Genomic DNA, 24,445 nt, shown 5'->3' on the forward strand with positions numbered 1-24,445 from the left:
AATGTAAAAAATATGATGATAAAGGGTGTTATGAAGCAATAACGGCCCCACATATAGCGAGTGCCTGGAGATGAAATCAACAGGCAAGTTTAACTCAGAAATAAAAAAAGGGGGTAAATTATTGTGATTTCAAATCCGGCTGGCTTTTGGAGAAGATTGCTTGCGAACATTTTGGATGGAATTATTATTAGCTTCCCTATTTCATTAATTTGTAATTTTATTTTTAGAGAAACGAGTGCAAATGTAGTTAGCTCTATACTTGATTTGTTATATGCCTTATTAATACCAGTTATATGGTCAGGATTTACAGTTGGCAAAAGAATTGCGGGAATTAGGATCGCAAGAGTGAACGGAGAAAGTGTTGGAATAGTTACGATGCTACTTCGTTCATTAGTAGGGGCCATTGTATATACCGTTACCCTTGGAATAGGCATAATCGTAAGCGCCTTTATGGTAGGAATTCGACAGGACAAAAGGTCTATACATGATTTTATTGCTGGAACGTATGTAACTCGCGATTAAAAATTGGTGCCTGACCCCCGGTGCAGCAACGCAGTAAAGCACCGGGGGTCAGGCACCGTTTTGTATGGCAACGCAGTAAAGTGAGGCTCTTTTTGTTGTGAAGGGGTATGGATTGCGGTAGGATATGAGAGCATGTTTCGAATAGTTAAAAAATTATAAATAAATATTTTTTTAATTCACACTAAACCTATCGAAATTATATTGACAACCGATCTATTTGTGTTAAAATTTAAAATAATTAAATCTTATCCAGAGAGGCGGAGGGAATTGGCCCGAAGATGTCCGGCAACCTGCACATGTGCAAGGTGCTAAATCCAACAAAATGTAAACCATTTTGGAAGATAAGGTAAAAACATACTTACCTGAACAGTCTTTCCAAGATGGAGGGATTTTTTATTTTAAAGGAGGAGGGGCTCGTTTGGGGAAAAATCAACTTGAAGCCGTATTTTTGCAAATCACACAAACACTAGAAACAATGAAATATGGATCTATTACATTAGTGGTGCAAGACGGTAAAATCATTCAAATTGAAAAAAATGAAAAACTTAGAATTAATTGATGAAACGCAAGAAATGAAGAAATGAAACGATTGACTGCTGACTAGTAAACTAGAGGGAGTTTTATTTGTATTCCAAATGGGAATAAAACTGCCTTTAAATAAAGAATGGAGGCACAAATTTGACCGAGAAACTAACATTTAGCAATTTTGAAACTTTTACACAGATTAATATTTTAGAAGAGGATGAGACAAAGGGAGCTTTGAATGTATTGAAATGGGCTTATGACCATTATGAAGATGATGAACTAGTCTATGCCTGTAGCTTTGGAATTGAAGGAATCGTCCTCATCGACTTGATTGCAAAAGTGAATGAGTCAGCGAAAATCGTCTTTTTAGACACGGATCTTCATTTTGATGAGACTTACAACCTTATTAATGAAGTAAAGAAAAAATATCCTAATTTACGGATCGAATTGAAAAAGCCGAGTCTAACTCTTGAGGAACAAGCAGAACAATTCGGAGATGAATTGTGGGAACGAGAACCAAATAAATGTTGTGAAATAAGAAAGGTCATCCCACTTAATAGTGTTCTTTCTGGAACTACCGCTTGGTTGTCTGGATTAAGACGCGAACAATCGGAGACGAGAAAAAACACCAACTTTTTCAATCAAGACAATAAATTTAAATCTATTAAAATTTGTCCATTAATACATTGGACGTGGAAGGATATTTGGAGATACGCTCACAAAAATGGCTTACCATACAATGTACTTCACGACAATGGATATCCAAGCATTGGGTGCAAACCTTGTACAGCGCCTGCTTTCAATGCCGAGGATTTACGTTCAGGCAGATGGACTGGTACTGGTAAAATTGAGTGCGGACTTCATCTATAAAAGGTAAACCACTATGACTTTAACTTATTTGGCTGGAGCAGTGGCACTATTTTTTGCAATGAACATCGGAGCAAGTGGAGCAGCAGCTTCTGTAAGTGTTGCTTATGGGTCAGGAGCGATTTCTAATAGAAAAAAAGCTCTTTTGCTGTGCGGAATTGCCATTTTTGTTGGTGCTGTCCTGGGTGGAAGTGAAGTTACGAAAACGATTGGTTCTAATATTATCCCGCAATCGTTCTTAAATGCGAAGGTGGTTCTGATCATATTATCATCGGCGGCCATTTCTCTTTTTATTGCCAATTTGATTGGCATCCCTCTTTCCACAAGTGAGATTACCGTTGGATCTGTGGTGGGAGTGGGCGTTGCTTACAAGGCATTGTTTATCAATAATATTCTTGTTATTGTAAGTTTTTGGATTATCATCCCAGCTATCGCATTTGTCATCGCCATTATCTTAGGGAAAGGGATCCATAGACTCGAGAAACGTTATCCAGTGCTTTCGAAAGATAAGTATAAACCTATTCTCTCAATATTTGTGATTATTGTCGGGTTTTTAGAAGCCTTCTCGGCAGGGATGAACAATGTTGCCAATGCCGCTGGGCCAATGGTAGGAGCTGGATTAATTTCAATAAAAACAGGAATTGTTGTGGGTGGTTTTTTTATCGCCTTAGGTGCCATTACCCTTGGCGGTAGAGTGTTAGAGACAAACGGGAAAAAAATCACCAAATTTTCACTACTAGAAGGTGGAGCTGTATCAGGCACAGGTGCAACTTTAGTCATCTTAGCTTCAATCTTTGGCTTGCCTGTCCCATTAACCCAAGTAACTAGTACCGCGATTATTGGAATCAGTACAGTCCAACAAGGAGCGGGAGCATTAAAAAAGAATATAATCAGTAAAATCCTAAAGGTTTGGCTTGTTTCACCAATTCTATCACTTGTTATTTCGTATGGATTGATTAAATTGTTTGTTGAGAGTGATATGTACTCAGTTGTAGTCTTGTTCAGCGTTTGTACGGCAACACTTGGAATTATCAGTTTATTAAAAACCATTAGAGCTGATGCCCGGACGATTTACGAAGATGGTGGGGGAATATAACTTTAAAACCCATTAAAAATATAGGTTTAGTTCAAAAAAACTTATCAAAAAAGATCATATAGGAGGAAATATATAATGGCATTAAGTACACCACATGGCGGTTCCCTCATTAATCGTTGGAACCCAGAATACGATTTTGAGAGTATTAAGCAAGAAATAGTAATTGATAACATGGCATTAAGCGATCTTGAATTAATTGCAACCGGAGCATATAGCCCGATTGAAGGCTTTTTTAGCAAAGAAGACTATGAATCTGTTGTCAAAAATATGCGTCTTGCCAATGGAAGTGTATGGAGTATTCCGATTACGCTGCCAGTCTCAGTAGAACAAGCCCAGTCAGTAACGATTGGTGAAGAATACAGACTTGTATATAATGGAGAAACATATGGTGTCATTTCAGTTTCGGATATTTTCGAACCAAATAAAGAAGTGGAAGCAGAGTTAGTTTATCGCACGACTGATGTTGCTCATCCTGGTGTAAAAAAATTATTTGACCGTGGAAATATTTATATCGGTGGAAAAATCACACTTGTAAAACGATTAGAAAGAAAGCAATTCCAAAGCTATTATTTAGATCCGGTTGAAACCAGAGTTATTTTTGAAGAAAAGGGCTGGAAAACAGTAGTCGGTTTCCAAACGAGAAATCCGGTGCACCGTGCTCATGAATATATTCAAAAAACAGCTCTTGAAACAGTAGATGGCCTATTTTTAAATCCGCTTGTTGGTGAAACAAAATCAGATGATATTCCTGCTGATGTAAGAATGGAAAGCTATGAAATTCTATTGAAAAACTATTATCCAGAAGAACGCGTATATCTTGCTGTTTTTCCTGCAGCTATGCGTTATGCTGGTCCAAGAGAAGCTATATTTCATGCAATGGTCCGTAAAAATTATGGCTGTACCCATTTTATTGTGGGACGTGACCATGCAGGTGTTGGTGATTATTACGGAACTTATGATGCACAAACTATTTTTAACAATTTTACTGAAGATGAATTGGGAATCAGTCTCTTATTCTTTGAACATAGTTTCTATTGCTCAAAATGTGAAAATATGGCTTCGACAAAGACTTGCCCCCACGGAAAGGAATACCATGCTATTTTGTCTGGAACAAAGGTAAGAGAACTACTGCGTAACGGCGAAATTCCACCAAGCACATTCAGCCGCAAAGAGGTTGTGGAAGTATTAATTAAAGGATTACGTGAACACGCCTTAAAGGCATAGTCGTTAACACGAGGAGGATTATTATTTTGGGAAAGAGTTCAAATATTACTTGGCATGAGTTATCATTATCTAAGGAATCACGTCGTAAACAGAATGGACACCAAAGTTTTGTTCTTTGGTTTACTGGTCTATCAGGATCGGGTAAATCAACGGTTGCCAATGCATTGGCTCAAAAACTGTTTGAGCTTGACATCAGAAATTATGTTTTAGATGGAGACAATGTCCGTCATGGACTGAATAAAGATCTTGGTTTTTCTGACAGCGATAGAACGGAGAATATTCGTCGGATTGGTGAGGTCTCCAAATTATTTGTTGATAGTGGCCAAGTGGTGTTAACAGCATTTATTTCACCATTTTTGGCTGACCGACAGCTTGTTCGCAGTCTCCTGGAAGATGATGAATTTATTGAAATTTATGTAAAGTGCCCAATTGAAGAATGTGAAAATCGTGATCCAAAGGGCCTCTACGATAAAGCCAGAAAGGGACTTATCCCAGATTTTACTGGTATCCATTCACCGTATGAAGAACCACTACAACCAGAAATAGTGGTCGATACAAACGAATCTTCCGTAGCAGAATGCGTCGAGCAAATAGTAAACTATTTGTCTTCAAAAAACGCGATATAGAACGAGGGGGAAATGGTGTGGCATACGAAAAAATATGGGCGGATAATCCTGTCCTAAACAAAACAGAACTCAGAAAACTACAAAAAGATGCATTAAGGATATTTGATGACATCCCTTATTATGCACAAAATGGATTTAGCTCGATTCCAACTGAAGAATGGGACATGTTTAAATGGGCAGGCCTTTATTTACAAAAGCCAAAGGAAGACGGCTACTTCATGATGCGTGTTTGCGTCCCATCAGGTGTTCTTACAAATGAGCAAGCAATCGTATTGGCCAATATTGCAAAGGATTATGGCCGTGGTGTTTACGATTTTACAACACGTCAAGCCATTCAATTTCACTGGCTTACAATCGACCAAATTCCTGATATTTATTCCAGATTAGAAAGTGTTGGTCTTTCCACAGCTGGAGCTTGTGGTGATATTACCAGAAATATAGTCGGGAATTCATTGGCTGGAATTGATCCTAATGAACTTTTTGATACTAGACCGATTGTAAAAGAAGTATATGATTTCTTCCAATTTAATGAAGATTTTTCTAACCTACCAAGAAAATTCAAAATATCGATTAGTTCGAATGTTAATAATGCATCAAATTCTGAAATCAACTGTTTATCCTTTGTTCCTGCCTATAAAGAAATAAATGGTGAACGGGTGGCAGGATTCAATGTGAAGGTAGGCGGAGGTTTGTCAGCAGTTCCATATTTGGCTGAAACCTTGGACATTTTTGTTACAACTGATAAGACGTTAGAAGTAGCCATTGCGATTACAACTCTTTATCGCGATCATGGCTATCGGGAGAAACGACATCGTGCACGCTTGAAATTCCTCATTGCAGATTGGGGAGTTGAAAAGTTTAAAGAAAAACTAATCGAGCTAACTGGCCCGCTGCCTGAAAAGGGTGAAGATGCTCAAAAAGACTGGAACGCTGGTTATTTCTATGGTGTTCACCAACAGAAACAAGCTGGCTTAAACTACATCGGTGCTAATATCCCTGTTGGTCGTTTAACACCAGAGGATGTTATCGAATTTGCACGCATCTCCAAAAAGTATGGAGACGGAGAAATCCGTAATTGTAACTCACAAAATATCGTCATCCCGAATATACCCGATGAAAATGTCGATGCTATATTAAAGGAAGCAATTTTTACTAAATTTCCGATTGCACCAAATAAAATTGTTGGTTATGCAGTTTCATGTACGGGTAGTGAATACTGTAACCTTGCATTAGTCGAAACAAAAAATAGAATGAAAACAATCGCTGAGCAATTAGATGAAGAAATCAGTCTTGATGTACCTGTTCGGATACATATGGTTGGTTGTCCAAACTCTTGTGGTCAGCGTAATATCGCAGATCTTGGGCTTCACGGTGTAAAATCGAGAAACCAAGACAAAAAATTAGTCGAGGCGTTCGAAATATACGTTGGTGGGACCTTAAACAAAGAAGCAAAATTCAATGAAAAGTTAAAAGGAAAAGTTGAAGCAGACCATCTTAAACAAGTGGTAAAAGAATTGTTACAAAGCTTCCAAGATACTAAGCTTCCTGGTGAATTATACGCTGATTATGTTAATCGTGTTGGCAAAGATTTCATTCAAGAAAAACTAGACAGTATTCTAAGCAGTGTAACCGTGTAATAAGAAATGCTAGACAAAATGAGATTGCCGCCCAACTCAATTACTGGGTTGGGCTGGCAATCTCATTTTAGTTTCTAAAGAAGGTGGCTGTAACCATGAATTTATACAGGTTTGAAGTGACAATTGGTAGCGAGGTAGCACACGTTATCGTTGCGGCGGAAAATGACGAAGCGGCATTTCGTCAAGTTGATATCGAGATTGAAACACATTTCTTAAAGCTCCCGGTTGTGAATGACGTGGTTTTATACGAAAGAAAAATCATCAGAAAAGGTGCGGGTTTTGTCATATCACGAAACGAAACCATTATTTAAAAATGAATTATTAAGTGAGGCTTTTTAAATGGAGGCAGTTCTTTATATTTGCCATGGCAGCCGAGTAAAACAGGCGCAAGAACAGGCAGTATCTTTTATTCAGTCATGTATGGAAGAAATAAATGCTCCCATTCAGGAGTACTGTTTTCTAGAATTAGCGACTCCATCCATTGAGACAGCGTTCAGAAAGTGTATAAACCGAGGTGCAACAAAAATTATCGCTGTTCCGGTGTTATTGCTTACAGCCGGTCATGCAAAGGAAGATATTCCTTCTGAACTTTCAAGAATCAACAGCATCTTTCCTACGATAACGGTGGAGTACAGCCAACCAATCGGGGTTCATCCAGATATTATCGAAATCCTAATTGAGCGAATCAAAGAAACGAAGCATGAACTGACTGCTGAGGAGTCCATGATATTGCTCGTAGGTCGAGGGAGTGGTGATCCACAAGTAAAGGTGGATTTAAGTCGAATTGCTGAGATGTTAAGCGAAAGGTCAGGCACAAAAAAAGTGGATGTTTGTTTTTTAGCAGCTTCAAATCCTAGCTTTGAGGAAGGATTTGAGAAGGCGAAGGAAAGTGGATTTAAACAAGTTTTTATTATTCCTTATTTACTGTTTACGGGTATATTAATGAGGAAAATTGAAAAGATGATTCAAACTGAACCGAAACTAGATCAAGAAATGATATTGTGTAGCTATCTGGGTTACCATCCACTCCTAAAAAAAATCCTCAAAGATAGAGTCAAGGAACATATATGAAATAAAGCACAGTCCCGTTAATGATATGAGATCTGTGCTTTATTTATGCCACTTAAAACATATACTAGAATCATTCTTATTATTTTTCTATGACGTTTTTATTGATATAATAAAATAGTATAGCTAAAATAAAGAATTCAGTAAGTCCCCCAAGCACAAACGACCAACTTTGAGTAAGATGTCCGATAATAAATAACGGCAAGATGGCAGTCCCAAGTTTAATAATTTTTCCCAAGAAAATCCCTCACATTGTTTACATTTCAATCATGCAAACCTTTTTTAGATATACTTAAATAGTATATCAATCTTTTTAGAAAGTATCTGTATTTATTTATGACTATTCTAGAAAAGATTTCCCCATAAAACTTACATATCTAGTTTAATAAATTTTAATAAATGAGAGGCCATTTTATGACGCAATCAGAAAAATATCAGCAAATGCTCATTCAAATCATTGAGGACGATTTACCGGGTCTAATTTTATTAAAAAAGGCTCTTGAGGAAAAGGGTTGGATGGTCATTGCCGATACAGACCCCGAAAAGGCAACAGACCATTATTTTGAACTGAATCCAGACTGTTTAATCCTTAATGCAAAACTCCCTACAAAAAATGGCTTTCAAATACTTGAAGAAATCCAGGAGCATAATGGGAGGCTTTTTATTCCTAAGATTATTTTGAGTTCTCGAAATGACAAAGAAACAAGGCTGGATGCTTTCAAAACGGGTGCTGATGATTTTATCGAAAAACCATATGATATAGAAGAGCTTTTGATACGAATCGAGAACCATCTGCACCGCAAGCAAATATATGATCAATCAGTTTTAATTGATACACTAACCCAGGTGTATAACCGAAAATATTTACATATCGATCTTGAGAAAAGTATAAAAGAGTGGAAACGGACCAACGATTCATTAACAATTGCCATAATAGACTTTGATAATTTTGCGTTTTTAAATAAACGATATGGTCATTTATCTGGTGATTCCATCCTTTCAGAATTTGCACAGTTTATAAAGCAAAGCATACGCAGTGGAGATACTGTCTATCGAATTAGAGGAGATCAGTTTCTTATCCAATTTCCACGTGCTGGTGACCTTGAGGTAAAGGAAGTGATAAATCGCTTGTTAAGCGATTTTTCATATAAAAGCTTTGAAAAAGATGGACAATATTTCTCTGTAACATTCTCAGCTGGGGTTTTTGAACTTTATGATGATGATATTCCTGCTAAAACCGCTATTCAAATGGCGGATAAAGCCCTAACTAAAGCAAAGGAAGCAGGGAAGGCAAGGGTAGAAATAATTAAAGAAACTTCGGTTACTTTTGTTAAGAAAAGGCTGGTTATTTCAATAATTGATCATGATATGATCATGCGAACGATGTTAATGAAGATTTTTCAATCACTAGTTCTTGATAGTAGCGAATTAAGTATTGAAGCGTTTGAGGATGGGAATAAATTTTTTCAATCCAATCGTCTTGAGGAACAAGGAAAGCATTTTCTAGTTTTTGAAGGAGTTATGCCAGTCATGAATGGAATAGAAATCCTTCAGAAAATAAAAAAGAACTCTAATAGACCGCAAATGAGAATTCTAATGCTGGCGGGAAAAAAAGACGAAAATGAAATTGCTCGTGCATTAAAGTTTGGTGCAGATGACTATATGACAAAACCTTTCAGTATCACTGAATTAAAAGCAAGAATTGAGCGACTGATTCAAAGGATGATGTAAATGGTCCATAAAGAAATTTATTTATTAATGAAAGCGAGCTTGATTATTTTAGTCCTTTTATTTATTCTGCTGTTTTATTTAGTTATTAGGAAGGCGATTGAAAATAATCGTAGAAACGGGATTGAAGTATTAAAAGAAGAGATGAATCAATGGTTATATCAATATTTGGTTGAAGGGAATCTAGTAAGAGCGCTAAAGCCAGATACTTTTGTTAAAAAAGTTGCCTTAGAAGAATTACTGGTCCGATACACGGAAATCTTGGAAGGGGACGTGGAAAAAAGCCGCATTTCCATCTTAGCAGACCAGCATTTAATGGAGTATTATCAACGAAACCTTAAAAGTCTGATTTGGAGTCAGCGAATGAATGCTTTATTCCATATTGAAGGATTTGAGTTAAAAAGTTTAATCAATGAAGTTATTGAAAGGTTGGAAAATGCACGATCGTCCCAAGAGGAAGTGCTATTATCCCTGAGAATTTTGGCTTCATTTGGTTATCAAAATATTTTCCAATTATTACAATTAAAATGGGACAAGCTAACAGAATTTGACTACCGGTCCATTCTATATCGACTTAACATTGATTTCTTAGGACAGTTTATTAGTGGTTTCCGACAATGCCCTGAACAGTTGAAATACGCCATCCTTGAAGTAATAAGTACAAAAAAAGAACCAAGATATTCACTTTTTTTGGAAACCACTTTTACTAAAGGTGAGGGGGAAATCCGGATAAGAGCTCTAAAGGCGATTGCCTCGATGGGATTTGTGCTAAATATAGACCCATATTTGACTTTATCGAATTCGAACGTTTGGCAAGAACGGATGATGGCGGCAAAGTTATTTGGAAATTCACAAGAAAATGAGACCATTCCGTATTTAACTAGGATGCTTTCGGATCGTAATTGGTGGGTTAGATTTCAAGCTGGACAAGCGATTATGATGTTCCCTAATGGGCATGAAATCTTACATGAAATTCATGATGTATCAGAGGATTCTTTTGCAAGGGATATGGCGAGGGAATGGATGAATAAAGGAGCAATATAAGTGATGGGAACACTCTTTTTGCATGGTTTTGCTGTGTACTTTGCCTTTTTTATTGTCATCTATATGGCGATAGTAATCTGTTTTTATTCAATTATCTTTTTTATCTCGATGCTGCAATTACGGAAAGAATATAAACTGAATCGTAACCAACCATTTCAGGAATATATGAACGATTTAAATGTGAAGCCATTGTCAATCCTAGTACCTGCTTTTAACGAAGAACCAGGTATTGTTCATAGTATTCGCTCCTTACTAAGTATCAATTATCCAAGGTATGAAATCATCGTCATCAATGATGGTTCCACTGATAAAACATTACAAAAAGTAATCGAGCATTATGAAATGATTGAAATAGAAAGAGTGGTTCGAAAACAAATTGATACCGCACCAATTAAGAAGATATATCAGTCAACCATTCTTCCCGAGTTGTATCTCATTGACAAAGAAAATGGTGGAAAGGCAGATGCACTAAATATCGGCTTGAATTTTTCACACTATCCTTACTTTTGCTCACTAGATGGAGATTCCATTCTTGAAAGAGATGCCTTCCTTAAGGTCATGAAACCGATTATGGATTCAAATGGGGAAGTTATCGCTTCAGGTGGAAGTATCAGGATTGCCAATGGGTGTGATATCCAGAGTGGTCACATGGTCAGAATCGGATTACCAAATAATCCACTTGTGATGATGCAAATCATTGAATACCTAAGAGCGTTTTTAATGGGGCGAATTGGGTTAAGTAAGTATAATCTTCTGTTAATTATTTCTGGTGCTTTTGGTGTCTTTTCGAAAAGCTGGGTCATTCAAGCTGGGGGATATAATCCCAACACTGTTGGGGAAGATATGGAGTTAATTGTTCGTGTTCACCGTTTATTAAAGGAAAGGGGAGAGAAGAAAAGAATTGTCTATATCCCCGATCCTGTTTGTTGGACAGAAGTTCCTGAAACGATGAAGTATTTACGACGCCAACGCCGGCGCTGGCACAGGGGCTTGCTTGAAAGTTTATGGACTCATCGAAAGCTAACCTTCAATCCAAAATATGGCTCGATAGGACTTATTTCTTTCTCGTATTTTTGGATTATTGAGTTTTTTGGCCCAGTAGTTGAATTATCAGGTTATATATACATAATCGTTAGCTTATTTACCGGAGGGGTCTATGTTGAATTTGCTATCTTGATTTTCTTATTATCCTGCTTGTATGGTTCATTATTTTCGATGACAGCCGTCCTGTTGGAGGAATGGAGCTTACGAAAATATCCTAAAATATCCCAAATTATTATCTTGTTTCTGTATTCCTTAACGGAAACGATCTGGTACCGGCCCTTAACAGTTTTATGGAGAGTGGAAGGGATTTGGCAGATGTTAACGGGTGACCGAAGCTGGGGAGAAATGAAACGAAAAGGTGTATCTCAATGAAAAAAATACTTACAAAAGGTCAAACCATTCTCTATATATATTTATTGGTATTTCTATTAATAATAACCAGCCCATTTTGGATCTGGTTTTTAAAGGAGTCTAAATCGTTAGATGTACTAATTGTAGATAAAACCGTTCCGAATAAATCTTATCGCGAGCATGAAGGGTTCGTATGGCTTCTTAATAATGAAAAATTAACTCAAAAAAATAATCAGCCTTATTCAGCCTCTAAAGACTATGTTGGATTTAAATTTGATAAAAATAAAACATTTAAAAAAGAAGGGTTGCCTAAAGACTTAAACCCGTATAAGCTGATCTATTTAACCGATCAATACGGTGTATATAAAGAAGAGTTTCATAAGAAAAATCAAAGTGGTAAACGTTCAGAACAAATCTATGGTGGACTAACCAATCAAGAAGTCGATCAGTTGGATAAAACGCTCCTAAAAGGAGGGAAAACTTTAATTGCTGAGTTTAATACTTTTGCAAGTCCCACGTCCGAAGAGGTGAAAGAAAAGGTATCTAACTTACTAAATATTACTTGGAGTGGTTGGATTGGAAGATACTTTTCAGATCTAGATCTAGGCGGTGCGGAAGTCCCGGTCTGGGTAAAAGAGAATTACGAAAAGGATAATGGGAAATGGGATTTTTCAGGCAAGGGAATCGTTCTCGTTGATCGAAATGACTTCATTGTTGTGTTAGATAGCAAAGACCTCAAGAATAGTGGAGCCGTTTTCAATTTAACGAAAAAAGGGAATAAGCTATATGAAGTGGATAGAAATATCCCTTATCAATACTGGTTTGACATTATAGAGGCAAGAAATTCTGACGAGGTATTGGCCAATTACAATCTACCGGTTAAAGCATCTGGTCAGGAAAAATTAGATCGTTATGGCTTACCTAATCAATTTCCGGCAATCGTTTATCATCAGAACAGAAAATATTCTTCCTATTATTTTGCTGGCGATTATGCTGATGAACCTGAGGTACCAGCTATTTATCAATCAGAATTCATTTCTTTTTGGAAAAAAAATATCACGACACTACCTTCGTTTTACTGGAAGGCATATGTACCTGTTATGAAACAAATATTGAAAACTGGACTTCAACCTCAAATAGAACAGAAGGAAATTGTGGAAACCAAGAAAGAGAACGGTGTTACCACAAATGGTAAAACTACTAAAAAATATATTCAAGTTCTAAAAGATGGAAAATGGGAAGACTTATTAATAAAAGGGGTCAATATTGGAATTGCAAAGCCGGGTTATTTTCCAGGCGAAACGGCCATTTCAAAAACGGAGTACTTAAGATGGTTTCAGGCGATAGGTGAGATGAATGCTAATACAATTCGAATTTATACGCTCCATCCGCCTGAATTTTATCAAGCCTTTTATGAATATAATAAAACCGCAAAGAAACCACTTTATCTTCTTCATGGAGCGTGGGTGAATGAGGAAAAGCTAGTATCATCGCAAGATGCTTTTTCATCTGAAACAACAGAAGACTTTCAAAAGGAAATCAAAAAAATTATCGATGTTATTCACGGAAATGCTACAATTCCTGAAGAAAAAGGACATGCATCAGGGACGTATTCCTATGATATTTCACCTTATGTACTAGGAATAATTGCCGGAATTGAGTGGGATCCAGAGGCCGTATTGCATACGGATGAAAAAAATCAGGATAAAGCGTCGTATGCAGGAACCTATTTTAAAACAAATGATGCCACACCGTTTGAATCATGGCTAGCTAGGATGCTGGACTTTACTACGACATACGAAACAGATAAGTATAAATGGCAGCATTCGCTAAGTTTTACAAACTGGGTGACAACTGATTTACTTGATCATCCTGCTGAACCTCTTGAAAGCGAGGATTTAGTTTCAGTAAATCCAAATCATATTGAGAAAACTGATCGTTTTCTAGCAGGATTATTTGCATCATATCATGTCTATCCATACTATCCTGATGCACTAAATTCGGATCAGAAATATATGAATTACATAGATTATCAAGGGAAAAAGAATAATTATGCAGGTTATTTGCATGAGCTGATTCAGGCACATCATTTGCCAGTACTAGTTGCCGAGTTTGGGGTACCAGCGTCACGTGGATTAACCCATAAAAACGTCCATGGTATGGATCAAGGCTTCCATTCTGAAAAAGAGCAGGGGCAGATTAACAAACATTTGTATGAATCGATTGTGTCAGAGGGATACGCAGGTGGACTTGTCTTCTCCTGGCAGGACGAGTGGTTTAAACGGACCTGGAATACAATGGAATACGACGATGCAAATCGACGTCCGTACTGGTCTAACCTACAAACGAATGAGCAGCATTTCGGTTTACTCAGCTTTGACCCTGGAAAGCTCGGGAAATCGATTATCATGGATGGAAATACGGGGGATTGGGAACAAAACGGAGTGAAACCTATTTATACAAGTGAAAAAAAGGGGTTGATTTCCAATGTATTTGTCCATTCAGATGAAGGGTATCTGTATGTCCGGCTAGATTACAGTCGTAATATCGATTGGAATATGAATACGTCCTACCTCTTACTGGATACAATAGCAGATCAAGGTCAGCAGAATATCCAGATGAAGAATAAACAAACGGTACAGACGAACAATGGGGTCGATTTTATCGTGAGTTTAGCGGGAGAAAAAGATTCAAACATCATGATTGACAGTAATTACGACACTTTTTATTATCAATACGGACATCTTCTCCATATGATTCCAGAGGAATCAAATGCTAATCAAAAGAACAATGGAGTTTTTAACCCCATTCGATTAGCCTTAAATAAAAAGTTAGATGTACCTGATAAAGGAATCCACATCAAATTTCAAGATTATGTAACCGGAAAATTATTATTTGGTAACGGAAATCCTCTTTCAAGCAAATATAAATCCTTAATAGATGTCAGTATGAGTAAGGACAAAAAGGTATTAGAACTAAGAATTCCTTGGCAGCTTCTTAATGTGAAGGATCCAAGCCAAAGATTGATTATGAGCGATTTTTGGAGAAATGGTATTGAGGGAGAGCAAAAAACGGATGGAGTAAAAATTGCCGTACTTGCAACCGAGAAAGATCAAACGATTGCATCATTTCCAGAGGTTGTAAATGGTCAAATGAATGGAGCGGACTCCTACCTATTTCAATGGAAGGAGTGGGAGCAGCCAAATTACCATGAAAGACTGAAGGCTTCTTATTATATAATGAAGGAAGCATATAAATCCTCAAAAAAATAGGTCAAAAAAGCATGGAGATCGTGAGGTCCATGCTTTTTTTTACTGTCTATAAGATTTCATTCGTAACATTTTTTCTGGACATTGAGTTCGTTATTTTAAGAATAAACGCTATTTTGAGAATATGTCCGGACATTGAGTTCGTTATTTGCTAAAAAATCAAGCAAATGAGGAACTTTAAGCAAGATAGAGGAACACATGTCCGATAAAAAGAGAAATCACCATTTTTGATTCAAATAACGGAATGTATGTCCGCTCAATGCCTCACTAGCCTCACTTTTAGAATCCATTCCTTTTTTATATAAGAGAATGAGCAATAATCATTGGAATCTCAGGAGCATATATCCAGACTAAAGGATTGTCTTGTTGAAAATAATGAAGAGGTAGGGATTGAAAAATATTTTCATGTAAGCGGAGGTTCTGAAATGATTAAGAAAATTGTTCTGTCAGTATTCGTGATGTTTATGTCTATGCCTATTTTTTCACAAGCTGCAATTCAAATGTTTAAAGAGCCACCATTTGAATTTTATAAAGTATCTTCTGGAGATTCGTTTTGGTTCATCGCACAGCGATATGGTTTAGACTACAAACAATTAATGGCATTAAATCCAGGTGTTGATCCCATGAATATGCATGTAGGTGAAGTCATTCGCTTAAAATCCTCTGCAGCTAGTCCAAGTGGGTTTGAAGATCAAGTTGCACAATTAGTGAACTCAGAAAGAGCCAAAAACGGCTTAAAACCGCTAACTCATCGTGCTGATTTGAAGAGTGTTGCTGAGAAAAAAGCACAAGATATGATTAACTCAAATTATTTTTCCCATACCAGTCCAAATTATGGGTCCCCATTTGATATGATGAAAACATTTGGAATATCGTATTCAAGTGCAGGGGAAAACATTGCTAAAGGTCAGACGACTCCGCAAGAGGTGATGAATTCCTGGATGAATTCATCTGGACACCGCGCTAATATATTGAACAGTAGCTACAATTGTATCGGAGTAGGATTTTATCACGGTGCCTGGGTACAAATGTTTATCCAGTCTAGATAAGAACAAAAGCGGAAGCGCCCGGTTAGCGACGTATGGACTGGAGCACACCGACTGAGATAAAGGAAACACGAAGAGCGAGAGCGATTCGATGTTGACTTATCGTAGGGAGGTGGGTGAAGTTCACTAGGCGCTGGGCGCTGGAGCTGGACGAGTACAACCTAGTTAAAGTTATCCACAGTGCTGAAATCTATAATTTCAGGCGCCCGCTTATCGGTGACAATCACGAGACATAAAAAGTGCAGAGAATAATCTGCACTTTTTCTTTATTTCGTTATTTACCTCGTCATTTCCGATTGAACATAATGATAAAGAAGCTTAGCTGTATTTTCGATTGATGTTTTATGTGTGCGTTCAAAGGCGTGGGAGGAGTCAATCCCTGGCCCAATTAAGCCATGTACAATATCATGACCGGAACGAATGGCTGCTGATGCATCCGAGCCATAATAAGGATAAATATCCAGTTTATAATCAATTCCATTTTCCTGAGCTATTTGGATCAACCTTTTCCGTAATTCTAAATGGTAGGGACCACTTGCATCTTTAACACAAATGGACACCGTATATTCATCCGTAGCCTGCCCATCCCCAATAGCACCCATATCGACAGCTAAATACTCAACCGTTTCTGGGCTGATGTTAGAGTTACCTCCATAGCCAATCTCCTCATTATTAGAAATGAGAATATGTGTAGTATATGGAAGGGAGACACTTTGTTCATTAATTTGTTTGATTAATTGTAAAAGGATGGCTACGCTTGCTTTATCATCTAAATGGCGTGATTTTATAAAACCGCTTGGTGTAATCTCAACTCTAGGTTCAAAGGAAATAAAATCGCCCACTTCAATCCCAAGTTTAGTGACATCCTCTGAATTTTTGACAACCTCATCAATACGTATTTCCATATTATCTTGGTTTCGCTCTAGCTTATCGGAGTCTTTATAGACATGAACTGATGTTTGATGTAAAAGAATAGTCCCAGTGTATACCTTCCCCGTAGAAGAATGTATTTTACAGTATTCTCCCTCTATAGAATTAAATTTAAATCCACCGATTAAATCCAATTTCAAACGTCCACTATCCTTAACCTCTTTTACCATTGCTCCGAGTGTATCAACATGAGCAGTGAGCATTCGATGTCGGCTATCGTCCTGACCAGGGAGAGTAACGATTAAGCCACCTTTTTTGTTTCGATATCCTGAAATCCCCTGTTTTTGTAAATATTCTTCAACATATGTAATCACTTCATTTGTATTTCCAGAAGGACTTGGAATCGAAACTAAATCTTTAAGGATAACAATTGTTTCATCTGTATTTGGATAAATAGACATAGTGTTGCTCCCCTCATAAAAACTTTCTTTTAAGTTAATGTTTACCGTAAATCCCATTTTTACACGAGCAAAATTTCGGAAAAATTTTCGGATTAAGTCAATTTCTCACTAAACAGAGCATAAGTTAAGTTGGATGAAAAATTACTGCATCCCATATTTTACTAGTTTTAAAAAAGGAAAGAAAGGGAAAATGGGGAAAAATGAGTCGATCTGAAAGAAACCAAACCCAAGTGAATCCATTTTTAAAAATTAAGATTGTGTTCCTAATAATGTTATTTGTTGGCTTAATGGTTATAACGAACATTTACCTTAATGGTATTATTAGAATTGAAACACCTGAAGTAGATTTAGGTCGAAAGGTTGTTGTTCACCTTGAAGATGGCAAGGAAGTCCAAACATATGAGAACTTACTTGTTAAAAAGAAAGGAAAGCTGTATTACCAGGGAGAGTTTAATACAATTGACGTAACAGGAGGAATCGTTGTATTTCAAGATTGGGATTAAATGAACCGTGAAATAGATGGCTGCGCCCCAGCAAAGTGCTGCGGTTTTTTTTGCCCTTTTGATCTAGTTCTATTGAAGTGTTTTTCAATAATGGTTCTAAATTTACTTGATGTTTGGACAAATCGTGTTAAAATCATTTAAGTAAGACATATCACCTACTTTAATATATCTTTTTTTTAAAAGACGGATGGAATTGAAACCTTTGTTCTTTTTTTTCGTCTACTAATAGATGGATAATTTTACGGTAAACTAAGGAATACATTCACCAATATTTAATAAATAAAGTTTCTATCCAAATAAATTTGTGATATAGTATTCTACATTCATTCAACAAACTAGCCATTATAGAGGTGTAATTACATGAAAAAATTATTAGGATCACCCAAAAAAATTCTTAGCGGAAGTCTATCAGTTTTCTTCCTAGCGGTTATCCTTTTTTGGTTAAAAACTTATGCAGCATACCAAATTGAATTTGATTTAGGAATAGAAAATAAACTACAGAAGTTCCTTTTATTCATTAATCCAATCAGTTCATCCTTGTTGTTTTTAGGAATTGCACTGCTTTTTAGAAAACGTGGACAAAACGTCATGTTGGTTTTCATGAACTTTATCCTTACATTTTTACTATATGCAAACGTTGTTTATTACCGGTTTTTCAATGATTTTATTACAGTTCCTGTTCTGTTACAGACAAAAACCAATAGCGGACAGCTTGGTGACAGTGTACTTTCCTTAATGTCACCTTGGGATGTTTTTTATTTTACCGATACGATTCTACTAATCTTGTTTCTAGTCTTTAAAGTGGTTAAACCCTTAAAAGGAAATAATCGAAGACCGGCTGCATTTGTTATTGCCGCAGCGGTTATTGTATTTTTATTTAATTTAGGTTTAGCTGAAAAGGATCGTCCACAACTATTATCACGATCTTTTGACAGAAATTATTTAGTGAAATATCTTGGTACGTATAACTTCACCATTTATGACATGATTCAGAATGCCAAGTCATCTAGCCAAAGAGCAATGGCAGACAGTAGTGATATTGTAGACGTGGAAAACTATATTAAAGCAAATTACACAGCTCCAAATCCGGAATATTTCGGAAAAGCAAAAGGGATGAATGTAATTTATGTTTCCATGGAATCACTTCAAAACTTTATTATTGATTATAAAATTGACGGTCAAGAAGTAACTCCATTCCTAAATTCAATAGCACACAATGGAGAAGCATTTTATTTTAAAAATGTATTCCATCAAACTGGTCAAGGGAAAACCTCTGACGCAGAGTTTATGATGGAAAATTCCTTGTTCCCAATGTCACAAGGTGCTGTTTTTGTAAATAAAGCACAAAATACTTATCAAGCAATGCCAGGAATTCTTAAAGGTCAAAACTATACTTCGGCTGTATTCCATGGTAATTACAAAACGTTTTGGAATCGCAATGAAATTTATAAAGCGTTCGGGTATGATAAATTCTACGATGCAGAATATTACGATATGAGTGAGGAAAATACAAAGAACTATGGGATGAAAGATGTTCCATTCTTTGAACAATCCATGCCGTTATTGACAGGTTTAAAACAACCTTTTTATACGAAGTTTATCACGTTATCTAACCACTTCCCATTCAAGATGGATGAAGGAGATACTGATTTTCCTGCCGGAGAATTTGGTGATGATAGCGTTGTGAACAATTATTTCCAATCTGCCCATTATATGGACCATGCTTTGGAGATGTTCTTTAACGACTTAAAGACCTCTGGATTATACGATCATACTGTAGTGGTACTATACGGTGACCATTATGGAATTTCGGAAAATCATAATGAAGCAATGGCAAATGTTGTCGGTAAGGAAATTAATGATTTTGAAAACGCCCAATTACAGAGGATTCCATTATTTATCCATGTCCCAGGAGTTAAGGGGAATATTGTTGACTCATACGGTGGACAAGTGGACGTGTCACCAACAGTTCTTCATTTATTAGGAACAGACACGAAAGATTACATGCAAATTGGTTCTGATCTATTATCACCTCAACATCAGCAAACTGTGGCGTTCCGAAATGGTGATTTTGTTTCACCCGAAATAACACATTTAGGGGAAAAGACTTACAGTAATGCCACTGGGGAATTAGTTGATGGAAAGCAGTATAAAGACCAGAGTGATCAAGCAAATATGAAGTTGAAAATTTCTGATGAAATTGTCTATAAAGATTTATTGCGATTCTATACACCGCAAGGATTTAAAAAAATTGATCCAAAAGATTATTCATATGTAAAAAAAACAGACACTAAATAAAAAAACAAAAAATCCATGGTCGCGTGTTGCGACAATGGATTTTTTTGTCTTGAAGCCAAGGTTGGTTTGTCAATCTGGTGAATGTGCTAAAAAGAGATTGATGGGACGAGGGGATAGAAGTATTATTGCTTAGAGTAACTAAATAATTTTTGTTTTTTATCGAAGGAAGATGAAATTTAGATGAGTATCCCCACCATCAATCAATTAAATGAAAAATATAGCATAAGGAACGGAATTGCTCAAACCATTGTCCTTAATGGAAGCAATAACTATTTTATTTTATTTGCGATTAGTGTTTTAGGTGCATCAAACTACCAAGTTGGATTGATTAACTCGCTTCCGCAGTTTATTGGTATGTTTGGAATGCTAGTTGGTTCAGTAATAATGAATAAGTTACCAGAGAAAAGGAAATTCACTGCTTACTCCTTTTTATTTACACGCTTGTTTTTGCTAGGGATGTTTTTTGTTGTGTTTATCCCTCGGGAATATTCGGGTTGGGTTTTTGTACTTTTGGTGGGATTCATGAATTTACCTGGATCATTTGCTAATCTAAGTTGGCAAGCATTCATTGGGGATTTAGTACCCGAAAAACGAAGAAGCGGATTTTTTAGTCAACGAAACATGATGTTAACACTTGTTGGAATGGTTGTTACTTTTATCATTGGAATTGGGTTGCAATTTTTTTCAAAAACTAACCCCATTCCCTATCAATTTTTATTCTTACTTACCTTTATAGCGGGAATTTTCGAAGTATATTATTTACTGAAACATGTTGAATCAAAAAAATCAAATCTTGCTATGAAAAAAAGCGTAAAGGTAGGCATGGTTGCCTTTAAAGATAAGCGCTTTGTTTATTTTTTAATTTGTGGTTTATGCTTCAATTTTACGTGGCAAATGGCTTGGGCTTTATTTAGCATATTTCAAATAAAATATGCGCATGCAACTGGATTTTGGATTAGTGTCATTACGGTTGCTAACCAGATTGGGCAAATTGTTAGCTATAAGTGGTGGGGAAGAATGGCTGATAAATACGGGAACGCTAAAATGATGATTCCTGTGTCACTTGGAATGGCAGCAGCGCCTGTCTTGACTATTCTGTCTAAAAACATGGTGTATTTGACAATTATCAACGGTCTTTCTGGTTTGTTTGTTTCTGGGACAGTTCTGTTACTATTTAATTTATTATTAGAGGTAACGAATAAAGATAATCGGGATAGCTTTATCTCGCAATATAATATTCTTTTGGCGATTGTTGGCTTTATAGCACCGCAATTTGGGGTGTTATTACTCGAACAAGCTTCAATGAGTTTTGCGATGATTACTTCCACCCTATTGAGGATTTCAAGTGGAGGGCTGTTTATCTTCCTATCGATTTATTTAACAAAAAAGCCAAAAAATTTTCATAAGATCACCATTAAATCGTCATAGACAAAAGGAATTCCTAAAAGATATTGAATCCTTCTCTCAATTATATATACTAATAATTATGAAGATGTTAAAGTAAATAAAAATGAAGGAGCTTACTATGGGCCATTGCAATCTTGATCATACACATGAAGATGTTTTGAAAAAATACGAATCGCAAACCAGTTTTCTTCCTGAAGAAACAAAACCGTTATTTAACGCTTTTTTTCAAAAACAACATGGGCAAGAGATATTAAATGAGGTTTTCCATCTCTTAAAGAAGTATGATTTAGTTTCTGAGGAAGAACAAGAAACTCGAAATCAAAGGATTTTATTAGTTTTAAGGAATGTTTAAGGACTTTGAAGAAAAATGCTATAAAAAGAGGCTGATTTCATTCGGAATCAGCCTCTTAAAGTTGGTGCTGTATATGGAAATTAAGTATATTTTAAACTTCTTTATTTTTTTTATAATTCCATTTTCCGTCTTCTAAAAACTTTTTAAATATATCAACTTCAGCTGGTTTACTGCAAATATATCCTTGGAACTCATCACAGCCCATCTTGGCAACTAATGCTAGTTGTACTGACGTCTCAATTCCTTCTGCAACAACCTTCTTTTTCAGAGTTTGAGCTAACCTAACAATGGCATTGGCCACTTCATAGCTTTCTCCATCATTTGGAATATTTTTTAGGATGCTCCGGTCAATTTTAATCACGTCAAATTTGTATTTTGTTAGATAATTCAGCGCCGAGTAACCTGTTCCGAAATCATCAAGAGCGATTGTGAATCCCATACTACTTAACTTTTCTAATGCTTTAAGTGCCTGATCTTCTTTATTCAATAAAACTGTCTCGGTAATTTCTAGCTCTAACCATTCTGGTTCAAGACCAGATTCTTTTAGAATATTTTTCACATTTTTCACGAAATTAGGATGTAATAATTGAATCGCTGAGATATTTACGGATACTTTAATTGGTTGTAAACCTTGTCTTTGCCAATCTTTTGCTTGGGTGCAAACACTCGTTAAAATCCATTCTCCTAATGGTATGATAAAGTAAGTTTCCTCAGCATATGGAATAAATTCAAGTGGAGATACAAGTCCAAAAATAGGATGGTTCCAACGAATTAATGCCTCACACCCTACCAACTTGTGAGTATTTGGATTCACTCTTGGTTGGTATACGATGAAGAATTGCTCTTCATCGAGAGCTTTTTTTAAATCATTTTTAAGAAGGAATGCTTTATATCCATTCTGATCCATCGAGGGGCTATAAAGCTGATAATGATTTTTCCCTTCTTTTTTTGCCTGATACATGGCAACGTCAGCATGTTTTAGTAGGGTTTTCATATCTTTTCCACCCAATGGGTATATGCTTATCCCAATACTAGCAGACACATTTAATTCAAAGTCCTCGACATTAAAGGGGCGATTAAAGATACGAACAAGAGAACTGGCGAATTTATGAAGATACTTAAAATCAAACATATTAGGGATGATGATTGAAAATTCATCTCCACCTAGTCGCCCAATAATGGCTTTTTTTTCAAATCTACTAGAGATCCTTTGGGCTACCTTTATTAATAAACCATCGCCAATTTCATGGCCAAGTGTATCGTTTATGGTTTTGAATCCATCTAAGTCCAGGAATAAAAGAGCAACACGGCGATTAGATGATTCAGCATTTTGTAAAGTATCTTTCAGGAGGTCTTCAAAATGTCTTCTATTCGGTAAACCGGTTAAAAAGTCAAAATAGGCTATTTGATTGACTACTTCTGAGGATTCCTTTTGTTTTGTAACGTCTCTAATATTAAACACAATTCCCTTAATATAAGGATCATCAAGGTAATTAGTTAAAGCAACGTCACACCAACGCATTGTTCCATTCTTATGTCTAATTCTAAGTTGGCGATTGATTGGAGCATCTGTTATTTTTGCAAATCTCTTGAGAAAGGACTTTTCTCTAACAATTTCTTTTTCATCCAAATACATTAAAATATTTGAACCCAATGTATCAGTGGTTTTATACCCTAAAACTCGCTCAATAGCAGGATTTTGATAAGTAATCACGCCTAAATGGTCGATAATCCCTACCGCATCATAGGAGTATTTAGTTAGTGCACTTAATTGTTTGTCTTTTAGGGCAAGTTGGAATTCCAACTCTTTCTTTTCGGTAATGTCCTCTCTAAGTGCTACAAATTGATGAGGAGTACCAGACTCGCCTAATAACGGAATAATCCTCATTCGAACCCAAACATGGTCCCCATCCTTTTTTCTGTTCTTTACATCGCCTCGCCAGATTTTCCCAGAAAGTATAGTGTCCCACATTTCTTTAAAAAATTCGCTTGAGTGGTAACCAGCGTTAAATATTTTAGTATGAACACCGATTAGTTCATCAGGCTGGTAATGAATTAACTCGTAACAACTGCTATTTACATACAAGATGTAGCCATCAATATTTGTAATGACAATATTTATCGATTGATCGACTGCATAGCGAATTTTTTCATTTAGTTGGCTCAGTGCCAGGCTATTTTGTGGGAAAATGTTACAAAAATCATCTAACTTGTCAGTACTTAAGTGTCTGTTGGAATCGTTTTCATTAGTGTTGAAATGACTTTGCTGCTTTGATTCAATTAGATAGAATGATTCATCCTGGTTCATATAGTACCCCACAAAAATAATTTTTAATAATAATAAGTGTACAATATGGATTATTGATAAAATGTGAACATTTACCTTTAGTTTGAATAAAATGTGAACATTTACATCAGTGCAGGGGAGTTAGGAGATGAAGGTTTTTCCTCTTCTTTATGCTTAAATAACTGACATAATATTTTTATTTTGCTATAATAAGGATGTT

The 24,445-nt window shown here is 36.2% G+C and carries 20 protein-coding genes and 1 riboswitch; of the genes, 18 read left to right on the top strand and 2 right to left on the bottom strand.

Going from position 1 to position 24,445, the window contains the following annotated elements:
• Positions 1 to 120: 120 nt before the first annotated feature.
• The 14 genes from B1NLA3E_RS08340 to B1NLA3E_RS08405 all read left to right on the top strand — a co-directional run bounded on the left by B1NLA3E_RS08340 (position 121) and on the right by B1NLA3E_RS08405 (position 16,050).
• Positions 121 to 522 carry an RDD family protein gene (locus B1NLA3E_RS08340; protein ID WP_041580398.1) on the top strand — a complete coding sequence of 134 codons (402 nt, stop codon included), beginning with the start codon at positions 121 to 123 and terminating at the stop codon, positions 520 to 522.
• Positions 523 to 764: 242 nt separating this feature from the next.
• Positions 765 to 870, top strand: a riboswitch (SAM riboswitch).
• 70 nt (positions 871 to 940) lie between these two features.
• Complete coding sequence (locus tag B1NLA3E_RS24725; protein ID WP_144061565.1) at positions 941 to 1,081, top strand: YezD family protein; 141 nt, start codon at positions 941 to 943, stop codon at positions 1,079 to 1,081.
• A gap of 119 nt (positions 1,082 to 1,200) precedes the next feature.
• Positions 1,201 to 1,917 carry a phosphoadenylyl-sulfate reductase gene (locus B1NLA3E_RS08350; protein ID WP_015593403.1) on the top strand — a complete coding sequence of 239 codons (717 nt, stop codon included), beginning with the start codon at positions 1,201 to 1,203 and terminating at the stop codon, positions 1,915 to 1,917.
• 13 nt (positions 1,918 to 1,930) lie between these two features.
• Entirely contained in the window at positions 1,931 to 3,010 is a 1,080-nt protein-coding gene (locus B1NLA3E_RS08355; RefSeq protein ID WP_041580399.1) for an inorganic phosphate transporter, read from the top strand.
• A 75-nt stretch (positions 3,011 to 3,085) separates the two neighbouring features.
• Complete coding sequence (gene sat, locus B1NLA3E_RS08360) at positions 3,086 to 4,234, top strand: sulfate adenylyltransferase (protein WP_015593405.1); 1,149 nt, start codon at positions 3,086 to 3,088, stop codon at positions 4,232 to 4,234.
• Positions 4,235 to 4,260: 26 nt separating this feature from the next.
• The gene (cysC, locus tag B1NLA3E_RS08365) at positions 4,261 to 4,860 is read left to right on the top strand and encodes an adenylyl-sulfate kinase (RefSeq protein WP_015593406.1); all 600 of its coding nucleotides are present in this window, start codon (positions 4,261 to 4,263) and stop codon (positions 4,858 to 4,860) included.
• 17 nt (positions 4,861 to 4,877) lie between these two features.
• Complete coding sequence (locus B1NLA3E_RS08370; RefSeq protein WP_015593407.1) at positions 4,878 to 6,497, top strand: nitrite/sulfite reductase; 1,620 nt, start codon at positions 4,878 to 4,880, stop codon at positions 6,495 to 6,497.
• Between the two features lie 95 nt (positions 6,498 to 6,592).
• Positions 6,593 to 6,808 carry a DUF3906 family protein gene (locus tag B1NLA3E_RS08375; protein ID WP_015593408.1) on the top strand — a complete coding sequence of 72 codons (216 nt, stop codon included), beginning with the start codon at positions 6,593 to 6,595 and terminating at the stop codon, positions 6,806 to 6,808.
• A 28-nt stretch (positions 6,809 to 6,836) separates the two neighbouring features.
• Positions 6,837 to 7,568, top strand: a complete 732-nt coding sequence (locus B1NLA3E_RS08380; protein ID WP_015593409.1) for a sirohydrochlorin chelatase — start codon at positions 6,837 to 6,839, stop codon at positions 7,566 to 7,568.
• Positions 7,569 to 7,979: 411 nt separating this feature from the next.
• Positions 7,980 to 9,296: a response regulator gene (locus tag B1NLA3E_RS08385; protein ID WP_015593410.1), complete on the top strand. Its 1,317-nt coding sequence runs from the start codon at positions 7,980 to 7,982 to the stop codon at positions 9,294 to 9,296.
• Entirely contained in the window at positions 9,297 to 10,337 is a 1,041-nt protein-coding gene (locus B1NLA3E_RS08390; RefSeq protein WP_015593411.1) for a HEAT repeat domain-containing protein, read from the top strand.
• A 3-nt stretch (positions 10,338 to 10,340) separates the two neighbouring features.
• Positions 10,341 to 11,753, top strand: coding sequence for a glycosyltransferase family 2 protein (locus B1NLA3E_RS08395; RefSeq protein WP_051120204.1), 1,413 nt, complete (start codon positions 10,341 to 10,343; stop codon positions 11,751 to 11,753).
• Positions 11,750 to 15,004, top strand: a complete 3,255-nt coding sequence (locus B1NLA3E_RS08400) for a hypothetical protein (protein WP_015593413.1) — start codon at positions 11,750 to 11,752, stop codon at positions 15,002 to 15,004. Before B1NLA3E_RS08395 ends, B1NLA3E_RS08400 begins: the two co-directional genes overlap by 4 nt.
• A 422-nt stretch (positions 15,005 to 15,426) precedes the next feature.
• Positions 15,427 to 16,050, top strand: coding sequence for a CAP domain-containing protein (locus B1NLA3E_RS08405; protein WP_041580976.1), 624 nt, complete (start codon positions 15,427 to 15,429; stop codon positions 16,048 to 16,050).
• A gap of 275 nt (positions 16,051 to 16,325) precedes the next feature.
• On the opposite strand, the gene B1NLA3E_RS08410 is transcribed toward B1NLA3E_RS08405, so the two are convergent.
• On the bottom strand, positions 16,326 to 17,378 hold the full coding sequence (locus tag B1NLA3E_RS08410) for a M42 family metallopeptidase (protein ID WP_015593415.1): 1,053 nt from the start codon (positions 17,376 to 17,378) through the stop codon (positions 16,326 to 16,328).
• Positions 17,379 to 17,578: 200 nt separating this feature from the next.
• On the opposite strand from B1NLA3E_RS08410, the gene B1NLA3E_RS08415 reads away from it, so the two are divergent.
• The 4 genes from B1NLA3E_RS08415 to B1NLA3E_RS08430 all read left to right on the top strand — a co-directional run bounded on the left by B1NLA3E_RS08415 (position 17,579) and on the right by B1NLA3E_RS08430 (position 21,938).
• Entirely contained in the window at positions 17,579 to 17,881 is a 303-nt protein-coding gene (locus B1NLA3E_RS08415; protein WP_015593416.1) for a hypothetical protein, read from the top strand.
• 360 nt (positions 17,882 to 18,241) lie between these two features.
• A complete protein-coding gene (locus B1NLA3E_RS08420; protein ID WP_015593417.1) occupies positions 18,242 to 20,179 on the top strand; it encodes an LTA synthase family protein in 1,938 nt (645 codons plus the stop codon).
• A gap of 180 nt (positions 20,180 to 20,359) precedes the next feature.
• Positions 20,360 to 21,607 (top strand): MFS transporter, encoded by a 1,248-nt coding sequence (locus tag B1NLA3E_RS08425; RefSeq protein WP_015593418.1) that lies wholly within the window; start codon positions 20,360 to 20,362, stop codon positions 21,605 to 21,607.
• A 97-nt stretch (positions 21,608 to 21,704) separates the two neighbouring features.
• Positions 21,705 to 21,938 (top strand): hypothetical protein, encoded by a 234-nt coding sequence (locus B1NLA3E_RS08430; protein WP_015593419.1) that lies wholly within the window; start codon positions 21,705 to 21,707, stop codon positions 21,936 to 21,938.
• A gap of 91 nt (positions 21,939 to 22,029) precedes the next feature.
• Here the strand turns inward: B1NLA3E_RS08430 and B1NLA3E_RS08435 are convergent, their stop codons facing one another.
• Complete coding sequence (locus tag B1NLA3E_RS08435; RefSeq protein ID WP_015593420.1) at positions 22,030 to 24,246, bottom strand: sensor domain-containing protein; 2,217 nt, start codon at positions 24,244 to 24,246, stop codon at positions 22,030 to 22,032.
• Positions 24,247 to 24,445: the final 199 nt, after the last annotated feature.

It is taken from the genome of Bacillus sp. 1NLA3E, assembly GCF_000242895.2.
Classification (GTDB): Bacteria; Bacillota; Bacilli; order Bacillales; family Cytobacillaceae; genus Bacillus_BU.

What these genes read in the sequence shown, in the direction of transcription:
- B1NLA3E_RS08355 (WP_041580399.1), top strand. Translation starts at nt 1,931, where the DNA reads ATGACTTTAACTTATTTGGCTGGAGCAGTGGCACTATTTTTTGCAATG.
- sat (WP_015593405.1), top strand. Translation starts at nt 3,086, where the DNA reads ATGGCATTAAGTACACCACATGGCGGTTCCCTCATTAATCGTTGGAAC.
- B1NLA3E_RS08375 (WP_015593408.1), top strand. Translation starts at nt 6,593, where the DNA reads ATGAATTTATACAGGTTTGAAGTGACAATTGGTAGCGAGGTAGCACAC.
- B1NLA3E_RS08380 (WP_015593409.1), top strand. Translation starts at nt 6,837, where the DNA reads ATGGAGGCAGTTCTTTATATTTGCCATGGCAGCCGAGTAAAACAGGCG.
- B1NLA3E_RS08385 (WP_015593410.1), top strand. Translation starts at nt 7,980, where the DNA reads ATGACGCAATCAGAAAAATATCAGCAAATGCTCATTCAAATCATTGAG.
- B1NLA3E_RS08390 (WP_015593411.1), top strand. Translation starts at nt 9,297, where the DNA reads ATGGTCCATAAAGAAATTTATTTATTAATGAAAGCGAGCTTGATTATT.
- B1NLA3E_RS08395 (WP_051120204.1), top strand. Translation starts at nt 10,341, where the DNA reads ATGGGAACACTCTTTTTGCATGGTTTTGCTGTGTACTTTGCCTTTTTT.
- B1NLA3E_RS08400 (WP_015593413.1), top strand. Translation starts at nt 11,750, where the DNA reads ATGAAAAAAATACTTACAAAAGGTCAAACCATTCTCTATATATATTTA.
- B1NLA3E_RS08405 (WP_041580976.1), top strand. Translation starts at nt 15,427, where the DNA reads ATGATTAAGAAAATTGTTCTGTCAGTATTCGTGATGTTTATGTCTATG.
- B1NLA3E_RS08410 (WP_015593415.1), bottom strand. Translation starts at nt 17,378, where the DNA reads ATGTCTATTTATCCAAATACAGATGAAACAATTGTTATCCTTAAAGAT.
- B1NLA3E_RS08415 (WP_015593416.1), top strand. Translation starts at nt 17,579, where the DNA reads ATGAGTCGATCTGAAAGAAACCAAACCCAAGTGAATCCATTTTTAAAA.
- B1NLA3E_RS08420 (WP_015593417.1), top strand. Translation starts at nt 18,242, where the DNA reads ATGAAAAAATTATTAGGATCACCCAAAAAAATTCTTAGCGGAAGTCTA.
- B1NLA3E_RS08425 (WP_015593418.1), top strand. Translation starts at nt 20,360, where the DNA reads ATGAGTATCCCCACCATCAATCAATTAAATGAAAAATATAGCATAAGG.
- B1NLA3E_RS08430 (WP_015593419.1), top strand. Translation starts at nt 21,705, where the DNA reads ATGGGCCATTGCAATCTTGATCATACACATGAAGATGTTTTGAAAAAA.
- B1NLA3E_RS08435 (WP_015593420.1), bottom strand. Translation starts at nt 24,246, where the DNA reads ATGAACCAGGATGAATCATTCTATCTAATTGAATCAAAGCAGCAAAGT.